Origin of the sequence: Micromonospora inositola (genome assembly GCF_900090285.1) — a bacterium.
Classification (GTDB): Bacteria; Actinomycetota; Actinomycetes; order Mycobacteriales; family Micromonosporaceae; genus Micromonospora; species Micromonospora inositola.
The window spans coordinates 5,131,217-5,143,654 of the sequence record NZ_LT607754.1; the positions used below are offsets into that span (position 1 = coordinate 5,131,217).

Annotated in this window: 12 protein-coding genes; 2 read left to right on the forward strand and 10 right to left on the reverse strand. The window is 69.7% G+C overall.

Annotated elements, in window-relative coordinates:
- Positions 1 to 27: 27 nt before the first annotated feature.
- From GA0070613_RS24445 to GA0070613_RS24485, 9 genes are read right to left on the reverse strand one after another with little or no spacing between them, the layout of a single operon-like run.
- Positions 28 to 690: an SDR family NAD(P)-dependent oxidoreductase gene (locus tag GA0070613_RS24445; protein WP_157746494.1), complete on the reverse strand. Its 663-nt coding sequence runs from the start codon at positions 688 to 690 to the stop codon at positions 28 to 30.
- On the reverse strand, positions 687 to 1,469 hold the full coding sequence (locus GA0070613_RS24450) for an HpcH/HpaI aldolase family protein (protein WP_089014426.1): 783 nt from the start codon (positions 1,467 to 1,469) through the stop codon (positions 687 to 689). The genes GA0070613_RS24445 and GA0070613_RS24450 overlap by 4 nt, the downstream gene beginning before the upstream one ends.
- Complete coding sequence (locus GA0070613_RS24455) at positions 1,469 to 2,545, reverse strand: ABC transporter substrate-binding protein (RefSeq protein ID WP_157746497.1); 1,077 nt, start codon at positions 2,543 to 2,545, stop codon at positions 1,469 to 1,471. Before GA0070613_RS24455 ends, GA0070613_RS24450 begins: the two co-directional genes overlap by 1 nt.
- Before the next feature lie 2 nt (positions 2,546 to 2,547).
- Positions 2,548 to 3,417 carry an ABC transporter permease gene (locus GA0070613_RS24460; RefSeq protein ID WP_089014428.1) on the reverse strand — a complete coding sequence of 290 codons (870 nt, stop codon included), beginning with the start codon at positions 3,415 to 3,417 and terminating at the stop codon, positions 2,548 to 2,550.
- Positions 3,414 to 4,205, reverse strand: a complete 792-nt coding sequence (locus tag GA0070613_RS24465; RefSeq protein WP_231929434.1) for an ABC transporter ATP-binding protein — start codon at positions 4,203 to 4,205, stop codon at positions 3,414 to 3,416. Before GA0070613_RS24465 ends, GA0070613_RS24460 begins: the two co-directional genes overlap by 4 nt.
- Before the next feature lie 2 nt (positions 4,206 to 4,207).
- A complete protein-coding gene (locus GA0070613_RS24470; RefSeq protein ID WP_089014430.1) occupies positions 4,208 to 5,143 on the reverse strand; it encodes a polysaccharide deacetylase family protein in 936 nt (311 codons plus the stop codon).
- Between the two features lie 4 nt (positions 5,144 to 5,147).
- On the reverse strand, positions 5,148 to 6,551 hold the full coding sequence (locus GA0070613_RS24475) for an MmgE/PrpD family protein (RefSeq protein WP_089014431.1): 1,404 nt from the start codon (positions 6,549 to 6,551) through the stop codon (positions 5,148 to 5,150).
- Positions 6,548 to 7,579 carry a quinone oxidoreductase family protein gene (locus GA0070613_RS24480; protein ID WP_089014432.1) on the reverse strand — a complete coding sequence of 344 codons (1,032 nt, stop codon included), beginning with the start codon at positions 7,577 to 7,579 and terminating at the stop codon, positions 6,548 to 6,550. Before GA0070613_RS24480 ends, GA0070613_RS24475 begins: the two co-directional genes overlap by 4 nt.
- A complete protein-coding gene (locus GA0070613_RS24485) occupies positions 7,576 to 8,553 on the reverse strand; it encodes an asparaginase (protein ID WP_089014433.1) in 978 nt (325 codons plus the stop codon). Before GA0070613_RS24485 ends, GA0070613_RS24480 begins: the two co-directional genes overlap by 4 nt.
- Before the next feature lie 712 nt (positions 8,554 to 9,265).
- Here GA0070613_RS24485 and GA0070613_RS24490 point away from each other — a divergent pair.
- Positions 9,266 to 10,069: a hypothetical protein gene (locus GA0070613_RS24490; RefSeq protein WP_089014434.1), complete on the forward strand. Its 804-nt coding sequence runs from the start codon at positions 9,266 to 9,268 to the stop codon at positions 10,067 to 10,069.
- Positions 10,070 to 10,283: 214 nt separating this feature from the next.
- Here the strand turns inward: GA0070613_RS24490 and GA0070613_RS24495 are convergent, their stop codons facing one another.
- Complete coding sequence (locus GA0070613_RS24495; RefSeq protein ID WP_089014435.1) at positions 10,284 to 10,916, reverse strand: hypothetical protein; 633 nt, start codon at positions 10,914 to 10,916, stop codon at positions 10,284 to 10,286.
- A 533-nt stretch (positions 10,917 to 11,449) separates the two neighbouring features.
- On the opposite strand from GA0070613_RS24495, the gene GA0070613_RS24500 reads away from it, so the two are divergent.
- Positions 11,450 to 12,400 (forward strand): hypothetical protein, encoded by a 951-nt coding sequence (locus GA0070613_RS24500; RefSeq protein WP_157746499.1) that lies wholly within the window; start codon positions 11,450 to 11,452, stop codon positions 12,398 to 12,400.
- Positions 12,401 to 12,438: the final 38 nt, after the last annotated feature.

Genomic DNA, 12,438 nt, shown 5'->3' on the forward strand with positions numbered 1-12,438 from the left:
GCGCCGCTCCGAGCCGTCCGGGGCAACCTAGCTGAGATGACTACCCCCGTTCACATCGAAGGTCATACCAGTGACCGTGGCGCAGGAGTCAGAGAGGAGGAAGAGCATAATGTCCGCTATCTCCGTCGCGCTGGCTACCCGTCCCAACGGCATCCGGCGGCGGAGCGTCGCCTTCTGCTCCTCACTGAGCCGGGCATGCATCGGGGTGTCCACAGGGCCGGGAGCGACCGCGTTCACTCGGATCCCGCACGGGCCGTAGTCCACCGCCAAGTGCCGCATCAGGCCGAGCACTCCGGCCTTTGCCGCCGCGTACGCGGTGCCGGAGAGTCGGGTCCCGCCGTCGCGGGCGTTGAGGCTGCTCATCAACACCACCGAACCGCCGCCACGGGCGGCCATCCGGGGCACCACCGCCTGGCAGACCACGAACGCCGAGGTGAGGTTGCTGCGAATGGTGCGCTCCCATTCGGCGAGCGTGGTCTCCTCGATGCCCCCGGCGCTGACCACCCCGGCCAAGTGGGCCACCCGGTCCGGGGTGCCCACTTGGTCGACGAACTCGGCCACCGCGACCGGGTCGGCGGCGTCCACGCCGGTGGCGACGTCGATGACGTGCACCGTCTCGCCGCTACGACGGGCCGCCTCGACCACGGCCGCGCCGATGCCACTGGCTCCGCCGGTGACAAGCAGGCTCACGCCGATTCTCCTAGGATCTGCTCGCGGGCCTGCCGGTAGGCGGTGGACAGCAGCATCTCCGGCTGGGAGTAGACGACGAAGCGGACGCCCCGATCGATCCACCGGCGCGCCTCCTCAGGCGAGTAGGCCAGCATGCCGGCGACCCGGCCGGCGGCGACCACCCGCTCGACGAACGCGACCGCGTGCGCCTCCACGTCGGGGTGAGTGGGCTGGTAGCCCAGGCCGAGCTTGACCGACAGGTCGGCCCGGCCGAGCATCAGCACGTCGAGGTCGGTGGCGAGGATTTCGTCCAGGTTGGCCAGCCCGGCCGGGGTCTCCACCAGCGCCACCGTGGTGGTGTTTTCTGCTGCCCAGGCCAGGTACCGGTCGAAATCGCCCCGGGCGGTGCCGTGCCCGGCGGCCCGCGCCGCCGAGCACAGCGTCCGGTCGCCGTACGGCGGGTAGCGGGTCAACCGGACCGCCTCGGCGGCCTGCGCGCCGGTCTCCACCAGCGGCAGCACCACCCCACCCGCTCCGCTGTCCAACGCCCAGAGCAGGTCCTTCTCCTCGATCCGTCGTAGCCGGACCAGCGGGGTCGCCCCCGCCGATCCGGCCCCCCGGACCATTTGCAGCACGCTCTGCTCATCGGCGGCGGCGTGCTCGGTATCGATGATCAGGAAGTCGTAGCCGAGGCAACCGAGGATCTCCCCGAGCGCCGGCTCCTGGAGCAGGGTGAGGCTGCCCAGGGCGACCCCGCCGTCGCGTAGGACGCCGGCCAGCCGGCTCGGACGCGGGTACATCACGACTCCAGCTTCTGCACGGAGGCGCAGTCCCGGTTGGCTGGCACCTCGCCAACGATCTTCAGGGCGGCGTCAACGACCGACCCGTCGTACCAGTTAGAGACCTCGGGGAGCTTCTCGACGACCTTGTTGTCGATAAGCCACTTGCCGTCCTCGGCCATCACGGTCGCGGTGTCCACGCGACCGTTGGGGTCCATGTACGGCCACTGGTCGGTGCCGTACAGCTTGCTGATCGTCTCCGCCGGCACCTTGGTCCGCTCGGCGATGATCCGGATCACCTCGTCCTTGTTGGCGGGGTCCTGGTAGTAACGGACGCCCTCTAGCCAGCCGGCCATCCACCGGGCCGCCGCCTCCGGCCGCTTCTCGATGAACTCCTGTGACATGGTGATGAGGCCCTGCTCCTCATTCGGGGCTACCTCGTTCATCGCGGTGATCCGCTTGGCCTGCCCGTCGGAGATGAGCTGGTATGCCAGCGGCTGAACGAGGAAGCCGGCGTCGACCGCTCCGCTCTTCAGCGCGTTGACGGTGTCTGGGTAGCTCAACGTAACGATCTGCCCGAGGTCGGACTGCTTGAGCCCGACGCTGCTCAACGCTCGGTCCAGCCAGTACTCCGTGGTCGAGCCCTTGGCCAGGATGGCGACCTTCTTGCCCTTGAGGTCGGCGACGCTCTTCAGTCCGCCGTCGAACGCCTCGGTCCGGGCGAGCAGCAGGTTGTCCGACGCGCACCGGTACTGCTGCCGGTCGGCCACCGCCCGGACCCGCATGCCCTGGTTGATTGCGTTGAACAGCGCGCCCCCGACTCCGGGGATGTTCACGTCGAGCTTGCCTTGCCCCTGCACTGCAAGCCGGGAGTAGATGTCGGCGTTGCTGAACTCGACCTGGACCTTGTGTTTGCCGAAGAACCCCTTCGCGTCGGCCACCATCATCGGTGCCAGCGACAGGATCTCCAGCGAGTTCACCGTGACCTTGTCGACCCCGTCGGCGGTCGTCGACTCCGTCGAGTCGCCACCGCACCCGGCAGTGCCGACCAGCAGCGAGACGCCCAGCAACGCGGCGACCACGCGTGTCCTCGTCATTCTCATGATTGGCCCTCCGTCCAGCCGAAGAAGCGCCGCTGCACCCGCAACGTCACTGTGGTGAGGAAAAAGCCCAGCGTCGCGATCACCGCGAGCGTGGCGTACATGTTGTCGATCTGGTAGATCTGCCAGTAGCGCCAGGTCATCGAGCCGATGCCGTCACTGGCAGCGAGGAACTCGCCAGCGATCGTGCCGAGCAGCGCCAGCCCGGCGGCAAGCCGGATGCCGGCGAAAATTGCCGGCAGGGCACCGGGAAGCACGATCTTCCAGAGGATCTGGCGCTGGGTCGCCCCCATATTGCGGGCCATCAGCACGAGCCGCTCGTCGACCTGGAGCACCCCGGACATGGCGTTCACCACGGCCGGAAAGAACGAGATGATGCCGGCGAGCACGATGATCGGCTGCCCGCCGGTACCGAAGATGACCAGCAGCAGCGGCAGGATCGCGACCACCGGGATTGGGTAGGTGATGGCGATCAAGGGGTCGATCACCACCCGGATCCACGGCACCCGGCCCATCGCGATGCCCAATAGCGTCGCCGGGATCACGCCGAGCAGGAAACCGAGCAGGATCCGGCGCAGGGTGATGCCGACGTTGGGCAGCAGCTCACCTGTGGAGACCAGTCGGACCAGCGCTTGCAGACACTCCGACGGTGCGGGGAAGAAGGTCCGGTCGATCAGACCGGCCATGCTGCCCAGCTGCCAGAGCAGCAGCACGAGCACCACCGGCACGACACTGCCCGCTCCGCTGCTGAGCAGTCGGAACAGCCGGCCTGGCGGACGCTCTGCCTTCGGGTCCATGGCGTAGCGGACCACCGGCTGGTCGGGTCGCCCGGTTGTGCGGTCGCGGGTTGGTACGGTGCTTTCGTTCATCGTTCCCCCTTGGCTTCTGCCCACTCGGCCGCCAGGGTGGCGTCCCGCAGTTGCGCCCAGAGATGGTGTTTCAGTTCGGTGAACCGAGGGTCGAGTTCGATCTCCCGGCTCCGGGGCCGGGGGAACGGCACCCGGATCTCCTCGACGATTCGCGTGGGCCGCGGCCCGAGCACGACGATCCGGTCGGCCAACAGCACCGCCTCCTCGATGCTGTGCGTGATGAACAGGACCGTCTTGCGGTGCTGGGACCAGACTTGGAGCAACTCGTCCTGCAGCAGGGTCCGGGTCTGGGCGTCCACCGCCGCGAACGGCTCGTCCATCAGGAGCACCTCGGGATCGCTCGCCAATGCACGGGCGATTCCGGCCCTCTGCCGCATGCCACCGGACAGCTCGTGCGGCTTGGCGTCGGCGAACGTTTCGATCCCCATCATCGCCAGGTGCTCCCGGGCGATCTCACGGCGACGCTTCGTCGGCACCCGGCGCAGCTCCAAGCCGAACGCCACGTTGTCTACGATGGAGCGCCAGGGAATCAGCGCGTAGTCCTGCCAGACGATCGAGGTGAGCGGCCCGCTGGCGCTTCGCTCGCCGACGAACCGGATCTCCCCGCCGTCTGGCCGGCGCAGGCCGCCGAGCAGGCCCAGCAGGGTTGATTTGCCGCAGCCGCTCGGCCCGATGACGCAGACGAACTCCTGCGCCTCGATAGTGGTGCTGAGGTTCCCGACCACCGACAGGCGGCTGCCGTCGGCCCGGGGGTAGCCCTTGACCACGTTGTCGATCTCGATACGCATAGTCACTGCCTTCCGTGCGCGGGCAGGTCCGAGTAGTGCTGGTGCCACCAGTCGGCGATGTCCCGGCGGCGGGTGAACCAGACCCCGGGCAGCTCCTGTGCCCAGGTGATGAGGTCGCGCAGCGCGGAGGCGCGACCTGCCTGCCCGACCAGTCGGGCGTGCAGGCCGATGGAGATCATTTTCGGGGAGGTCTCGCCTTCCTCCCACAGGTACTCGATGCCCCGGCGGCAGGTTTCGAAGAAGTCGGTGGGGTTGGCGTATCCGGGGCTGAAGGCGAACCGCCCGTCGTTATAGGTGTGGGTGTACGGCACCACCAGATGCCGTCGCCCGGCGACCTCCATCCAGTACGGAAGGTCGTCGTTGTAGGCGTTGGAGTCGTATCGGAAGCCGCCCTCCTCGACCAGCAGCCGCCGGGTACGTTCCGACGGCGCATACCGGGAGTACCAGCCGACCGGCCGTTCGCCGCACAGCTCGCCGATCAGCTCGACCGCCCGCCGGATTTCCTCCCGCTCCTGCTCCTCGGTCATCCCCGACGGTTCCCGCCAGCGCAGCCCGTGGGAGCAGATCTCGTGCCCAGCCTCGACGAACGCCCGGGCCAGTGGCCGGTTGCGGGCCAGCGCCTCGGCGCAGGCGTACACGGTCACTGGGGTGTTCGTCCGCTCGAACAGGCGCAGCAGTCGCCAAGCTCCAGCCCGGCTGCCGTACTCGTAGACCGACTCCTGCGACAGGTCGCGGTGCTCGGCGCTGGTCGGGGTGTACGAGATCTCGCCCACCCACTCGTTGACCGGGTCGCCGTCCAGCAGGCTGTGCTCTGCGCCCTCCTCGTAGTTCAGGCAGAGGCTGACCGCGACCCGTGCCCCATCTGGCCACTTGACCGAGGGCAGCTGCTCGCCGTAGCCGACGAAGTCCCGTTCGCTGCCGGGTTCAACTCTGGTCATGACGTCACATCCTTTTCGGCGCATGAGAGGTGATGGGTGGCGCGGTGGAGTCGGCTTGGTCGGTGCGGACCAGCCGGGTGAGCCCACGTAGTGGCATCACATCGGGGGAGCTGGCGAGCCGGGCCAGCAGTTCGCCGGAGCCCTCGGGCGCCCCAGGCGTAGCGATCAGTTCGACGTCGATCGTCGCCAGCTCGTCCGGGCTCAGCGGTGTTTCCCGATCGCCGGGGTGGAAGCGGGCCTCACCGGTGAACCGCCGACCCGACCGGGAGTCCACTTCAACCACCGTGGGTCGGCCGGCGGGGTACCCGCCGTCCAGGCGCGGATCGTGGCGGACGGTGACCCGTTCCGCGAGCCGCGCGACGGTCGCGTGCCGGTTGTCGTCGGCCGCCGCGCCCGGGTCCACGCCGACCAGGCCGCATGCCACCACCCAAGGGATGCTGAACTGCCGAGCCAGTCGGTTGGCGGGTCGCCGGTGCGCGAGCAGGGCCGCCGCCGCGTAGGTGTGCACGGTCACCCCGGCTACCTCGGAGGCGGGGACGCCCAGCGCGCGTACTGCCGTCCAACTGGTCAACGTGTGCGCGCACACTCCTACCGGCTTGAAGTAGGCAGCCGGCAGCAACGGCCGGGGGTCGAGCGCGGCGTTGACCGCCGCCGGGGTGGGAGCACCCTGGTGGATGGTCTGAATGACGTGGCCCGCAGCTGGGTCGGTCGCCGGGAACCCGTCGCGCACCAGGTACGCCGTCCGCAGCCCGTTCGCCGTCCCGAACGCGGGCAGCAGGTGGTGCGCCGCGCGCCCGCTGCGGGTGGTCGCATCGGGTCCGCTCAGTGCCACGGTCAGCGCAAGGTTCACCGTGTCGGTCAGCCCGGCGGTGTCCAGCCCGACGGCGACCCCGCCCGCGGCGGCCGCCGCGGCAGTGCCCCAGCCTCCGTGCGGGTGCACCCCGGGCCGGGGCGCGCCGAACAGCAGTCCGAGCCGGGCGCCCACCTCCCACCCGACTGCCAACGCTCGCAAGAACACCCGCAGCGTCCCGTCGCTGGCCTCGGTGCCCGCCAGGCCGGCGGCGTACGCGTGCAGTCCAGGATGCCCCCGGGCCTCCCGCAGTCCCTCGTCGCATTGGCTGGTGGTGATCGCCGCCGCGGTGACGGCAGCCGCCCGGGCCGGGTCGTCGGTGCCACCGGGCCCGGCCAGCAGGGTGCAGCGACCGTCCGGGGTGCCGATGTCGGCGAGGCCGGCCGGCAGGTGACCGGTGGCGGCGAGCGCGTTGGCGGTCAACCGGGCCGCGACCCGGCGTACTCGGACCTGGCCGTCGGCGGTGGCGAGCAGCGCATCGGCGGCGTCCACTCCGGCGGCCACCAGCGCGGGCAACATGTCGGCGGTCGGAGCGGCCGGCGAGACGGGGGCGCTCACGGCGTAATCACCATCTTGCCGAGCACGCGCCGGTCGGCCATCGCCCAGTGCGCCCCTGCCGCGTCGGCCAGCGGCAGAACGCTGTCGACCCGCGGGCTGACTTGCCCGGTCGCCACCAGCCCCAGCACCCGGGCAATCTCGTCAGGGCGCTGGCTGCGCGAGCCCCGCAGCTCGTACTCGTTGCGGAAGGTGTCGATGACGTCCAGGTGGGGGTGCTCACCGGCGTGTCCGCCGGCGACGACAAGCCGGCCGGTGGAGGCAAGCGTGCCGAGCGCGGCCTCGAACACGTCCCCGCCGATGTGCTCGACGATCACGTCGAAGCCCGCGCCCCCGGTGATCTCGCGGGCCTGCACCGGCCAGTCCCTGTCCCGGGTACTCAACACCGCTTCCGCGCCGAGCGAGCGGACAAACTCGGCCTTCGCCGGGTCGCCGACCAGCCCGACCACGCGCGCGCCGCCGAGCCGGGCTAGCTGCACCACAGCGTGGCCGAGCCCACCGGCCGCCCCTGGCGCGAGCACCCACTCGCCAGGCGCGAGCCGTCCGATCGAGTACAGCGTGCGCCACGCGGTGCCGAACGAGATCGGCGTCGCCGCCGCCAGCACCGGGTCGAGGTCGCCGAGGTCGAGTAGCCCTCGGGCCGGCGCGAGGGTGTGGCACGCGTAGCCGCCCCACCGGGTGATCCCAGGCATGTCCGCCAGTGGACAGAGGTTGGCCCGCCCGCCGAGGCAGCGGGGGCATGTGCCGCATGGTGTGTTCGGCAGGACGACTACTCGGTCGCCAGGGCTGCGGTCGGCCACCCGAGAGCCGATCTCCTCCACCACCCCGACGACCTCCCGGCCGAGCACGTGGGGCAGGCGCAGCGGCATCCGAGACACCCCGGCGCGCAGGTCGGCGTCGAGGTGGTTGACGGCCACCGCCAGCACCCGCAGCAGCACTTCGTCCGGTCCGGGCGGTGGCACTTCCACCTTGGTACGGGTCAGCACCTCTGGGCCGCCGTACCGTTCGATCACCACGGCTTCGGTCTTCACGCGTGACGTCCTTCCGCCATGCCCCGCAGGGCCTCCGGCACACAGCCGGGTGGTTCGTGGGCCAGAGTCAGGGCCAGCGCCACTCGGGCCTGGGGGCCGGTCAGGTCACCGGCGAAGATCGCGCCGGCCCGGGCGAGGTCCGCTCCGCCCCCGGCGTAAATAGGCCGAACCCGGCCGGCGCCAGTCCGGCTAGTGATGGCGACCGGAACACCCTGCTTCTGGGCCTCGCGGACCGCGTCGGCCACGGCCGGCGGAGCGTTGCCTATCCCAAACGCCTCGACGACGATGCCAGCGGCGCCGGCATCCAGTGACGCGCGCAGGTGGGTCCCGTCCGCCCCGGCGACGAGCTTGACCAAGTCGACCCGAGGCAGCCGGTCGGGCAAGGGAAGAGTCGCGTAATACCCGCCTCGCACTGCCGTCGACAGCCGCAGCACCCCCTCCGGGTCCACTAAGGCCAGCGTGCCGGCGGAACCACCAGAGAACGCCGAGATCGCCGAGGTATGCACCTTGCGGCCCTCAACGGCGGCGCAGGCCAGGCCGCCCAAGACGATCGCCACGCCGACCGGCTCGGACGTGGCGACCACCTGCAGCGCATCGGTGAGGTTGCGCCGGGCGTCGGAGTCGGGCTCGTCCGCGCCGCGCTGCGCCCCGGTCAGCACGATCCGGGCGTCCCGGCGGGTGAGCTGCCCGGTGAGGTACGCGGTCTCCTCCAGGGTGTCCGTACCGTGCGTGACCACCACGCCGCTAAAGCCCTCGGCGAGCTTCGCGCGGACCTGCCGAACCGTGGCGAGCATGTCGTCGAGGGTCAGGGTGAAGCTCGGCTGGTGGGACAGGTCAAAGCCCACTACCTCAACGCCGGCTGGCAGCGGCAGACCGGCCAGCAGCTCGGCCACCGTGTCGGTCACCGCTAGATCCCCGTCGGCGTCCAGCCGCGAGGCGATTGTCCCGCCGGTCGCCAGCACCGCAATCCGCACACGCCCCACCTCTGCACAAACGATTGCTCAACTGATTGAGGACCCTTGCACAAACGTTCGCCTAGGGCAAGAGGCGGGATGATGCAGATTGCTCTCCGAGACCTCGATCGGTAGTGGAGCGGCTTCTGGCTGGTCCACTTGGTGGCTCGAGTCCAGCGCAGGCCGTTGCAACGCCGCGTCGTTGTCGTGAACAACGCGGGCATCGCCTGCCGAATCGCCCACCGGACGCCCCGAGCCTCGACGTTCCCAGTGCGGCGGTTTGCGCCGAGGGTCCGGGGCCGGTCGATGAGCCGGAACTGGTGTAGTAGCTCGGTGGCCCGCCCGACCGTCCGGGTCAGCCGGAAGTAGTCCTTTCGGTCTGTCGCAAGCAGGAAGACGCCTTCATGGGCGTGGCGACCAGGGAAGTCAAAGGTGACGGCGTCGAGCGCGGCCTGCGGCACCATCCGGCGCCGTTAGCCGGTGGTGCCCCCCTCAGGCTTGCGGAGTCGGCGGGCGACGAAGACCAGGATGGCTGCGCCGAGCAGGATGAACAGCACCCGACTGGTCGAGCATCAGCGTCGAGCATCGAAGCCCTGTCCGTACGCGCGGGAGGCGCTCCCGACTGACGTCGCCACGGACCCCGCCCTGCCAAAAAGGCCATCGCCACAAGACAGCAGTGGTTCCGGGGCAATAGGCTTGCGACTTTGAATCTGGCCTGGGGAGGGGGCGGCGAATGCCTAAAAAGAAGATGTGGGTTGAGTACGACGACGGATCGCATCTGTCGCAGTCGCAGAAGAAACCCGGCGAGTACAGCCCCCTGACTCGTGAAGACGGCACCAACAAGCTCGGTCACGTCACGCTGAGCGACATCGACGAGGACGACGAAGAAGATCCGTACGTCTACGTCCCGGATCCGAGCGAGCCCGACAGACCGCCGGCACCGGCGGAGTCGTTGTTGTCGGAGCGGGAGAAGGAGATGCTCCGCGACCTGCTCATCCTCGGCGCCACCATCGTTGCGGACAAAGCCAAACCACATGTGACGAGATGGCTGGAGCAGGCGGTGCCGGTCGTGAGGTCGACGTGGAATCGGTTCAGATCCCGTGAGACCGGCGGCCCGGCCATCCGTGCGGAGCATGCCGCGGCGGCAGCGGCTGCACACCCGACCGAGACGCAGGAAGTGGTCGCCGCACTCGAGGCGTACCGGGCCAGCATGAGCACCGAGGAAGCGCGGAACCGTTTCCTGGCGGCCCTCGTGACCCGGCTGTACAGCGAAGAGCAGCTCAGAATTCTCCGGGAAGCCCGGATCGAGGACGTAAACGGCCTCTTGGCACTGGACAGCATGGTGGAGGCGCTCACCGCCGACCAGCTCCGGGCAGCCATCACGGCGCTGCTCGAGGAGAATCCGTCCCTGCTCGGCGACGGCGCGCCGGCTGAACTCGGGAGGATCCTTGGTGGACGCCGAACCGAAGCAGCCCGTGTCCCCTTGCCCGGCGGTCGGGCGACAGAGCCGCCACGCCGAACCGAGCGCGGGCATTAGCTGCGGTCGGGGCTCTGCGAACCTGCGCCGGCAGCCGGCGCGTCGACTCGGAGTCGGCCCGCCGTGTGCGGACCAGCGCCCAGCCGGCGGCTTCTTCCTCGCCGACGCCCACCCGCTGGAGGGCACGGGTCACTCGCAGCGTCCGCCCGCTCGACCCGCCGGAGGCCGTACGCGGCGAGCTCCTCCACCCGAGCCGCCTTGGCCTGGTCGACGCTCACCCCGCCACCAAGTCCTCGTCGAACCCTTCCAGTTCCAGCGCCCGTCGCGCGGCCTCCCGTGCGAACCGCCCGAGACGTGCGTACTGGGAGTTGTACGAGGTCCTCCAGGCCGAGTCGCTCTGGACGGTCCGGTACAGGACCTGGCCGCCGTCGACTTGGAAGGGCACGTCGTCGGTGTACAGCTGGTCGGCGGTAACCGGCATGATCAGCGCGCCACGTGGAAGCCCGGTTGCGCGGCTCACCTGGTCCCAGGTGGGGTCGAAGAGAATGCCCTCCTGCGGTGCGAACAGGACGAGGTGGCCGGCGCCCTTCCAGATGTCGGCGTTGAACGCCGGCGAGCGCCTCACCGTCCCGCCAGCCTTGAGCGGGATGACACCCTTCACCGCTTCACCCAGCAGGCAGGCTCCAGCCGGCCCCTGCGCGGCGACCGCGACCGGTACTGGCTGGGCCTTGATCTGCACGAGTTCCGCTACGCGGTCAAGCGTCGCGACCCCCTCGATGCACTGGGGTTTCGCCTCGTTGATCTCGTTGACGAGCCGGGCGGCACGCTTGAGCACGGTCGTCCTCTGCTCGCGACTCAAGGCGCGGATGCCGCGGGCCTTGGGCCTGTTCCGGCCCGCTCTGCTCATCGGGAGTCCTTTCGCTCGAAACGTGGTTGGCCGCCCAGTGAGGAGGGTGGTTAACGATAGCGGGAGGCGCACAGCCGGCGTCCTCATCGCGGTGCCGGTCGCGCGGGTGACGGCCGCGATGGTCGACGGTGGCGAAGTGGATGTCGGAGCCGGCTTGCCCGCACCGGGAGGGGCAGCGGGGTACCGGTGGCGATCCGCCACGCGGCGCGCACCAGGTAGTCGCGGGTTGGCCCTGAACACGGCAAGCAGCAGGTGGGTAGTCGCGGCCGGGGTGGCCCCCCGGCTTGCCGGCTGGCGAGGAACGGATGTGGGGCTGCTGCTGGTGGTGACGGCAGCGCTGCCTACGGCAACGGTGGCCGCAGGTGGACCAGCACTGGGATCATGGACGTCGAGCCGAGAAGTAGAGGACAGACATGCCCGACGTGCCCACGGACGATAGCCCCCAGAACGAGGACGAGCAGCCAGGGCGCGAAGAGGCGCCGCGTCGGGGGTCTAGGCTGGGAGCAACCCTCTTCGCCCAGAACGTGCAGCGCATGCAGAACACGCTCAACAGTCCCGATTTGACGGCGGCCGTGTGGCGGGCGGCCGACTCTCGGCGGGCAACAAACCCGACCTGGATTCAGCAGATGCGGGCGAACATCGAACAGGTAGACCGTATTGCCGCCGGATACCCCCTGCAGAAATTCTCGACCCTCGCCTCGGCCGCGGCCGAGTGGGATAAGGCGAGTAGCAGTCTTCGCCAGCTGGTCAGCGAGCTGTCCATCCCGAGACTCACCGCTTGGGCGGAGGCGGTCGGCCTTCTGGGCTATCCGCCGAACTGGCCCGACGACATCTTCATCCGCGAGGTCAAGGAGTTGGCCGACGACGAGGGCATCCCGCTGTGCTGGGTGCCGCGTGCCGAGGTGATTGATGTGCTCCGCAAGGCAGAGCCGGGTCGCCGGCGGAACATCCTCCTTAAGCATCGCGCTGAGGTGCTGGACGACTGCGACCAGGCACTGAACGCGGTGACCGCACCCGAGCTGAGCGATTATGCCACCGCGGCCCGGAAGGTCGTCGCAGCGTTGCGGGACGGCCACGACGAGCCGGCACAGGCGTTCGCGATGAACGTGGTGGACTCGACCCTGCGCGGAACGTTGTTCGCGAGCGTGCCGCAGAACCGCTTCTACAAGCCGATGGTGACCCAGATCGAGGCGTCCCGCGACTGTGTGATGGCAGACTTCCGCCAGTCGGCCGCACTGTGGCCGCTGCTGCGGGTCTTCGACACATTCCATCCCGACAAGGGTGACCCGGTTCCGTCCCTGGCAAACCGGCATGCCACGGCCCACACCGTGGCCCGCGTCCAGTACACGCCCGTGAACGCGCTGATCGCGACGATGCTCGCGACGTCGGTGGTCCGAGAGGTGCAGGAGCCGTTGATCACACAGCAGTTTGGCGAGCTGCCTGCCGAGGTGTGGTGCCCGTCGGAGCCGCGGCGGCATCTGTGAGGGGCCCGGGTGCGGGCGGGGCCCAAGATCTTCGAATC

Coding starts and splice junctions, on each gene's coding strand:
- GA0070613_RS24500 (WP_157746499.1), top strand. CDS start 11,450: ATGCAGAACACGCTCAACAGTCCCGATTTGACGGCGGCCGTGTGGCGG.
- GA0070613_RS24455 (WP_157746497.1), bottom strand. CDS start 2,545: ATGACGAGGACACGCGTGGTCGCCGCGTTGCTGGGCGTCTCGCTGCTG.
- GA0070613_RS24460 (WP_089014428.1), bottom strand. CDS start 3,417: ATGAACGAAAGCACCGTACCAACCCGCGACCGCACAACCGGGCGACCC.
- GA0070613_RS24495 (WP_089014435.1), bottom strand. CDS start 10,916: ATGAGCAGAGCGGGCCGGAACAGGCCCAAGGCCCGCGGCATCCGCGCC.
- GA0070613_RS24465 (WP_231929434.1), bottom strand. CDS start 4,205: ATGCGTATCGAGATCGACAACGTGGTCAAGGGCTACCCCCGGGCCGAC.
- GA0070613_RS24490 (WP_089014434.1), top strand. CDS start 9,266: ATGCCTAAAAAGAAGATGTGGGTTGAGTACGACGACGGATCGCATCTG.
- GA0070613_RS24450 (WP_089014426.1), bottom strand. CDS start 1,469: ATGTACCCGCGTCCGAGCCGGCTGGCCGGCGTCCTACGCGACGGCGGG.
- GA0070613_RS24470 (WP_089014430.1), bottom strand. CDS start 5,143: ATGACCAGAGTTGAACCCGGCAGCGAACGGGACTTCGTCGGCTACGGC.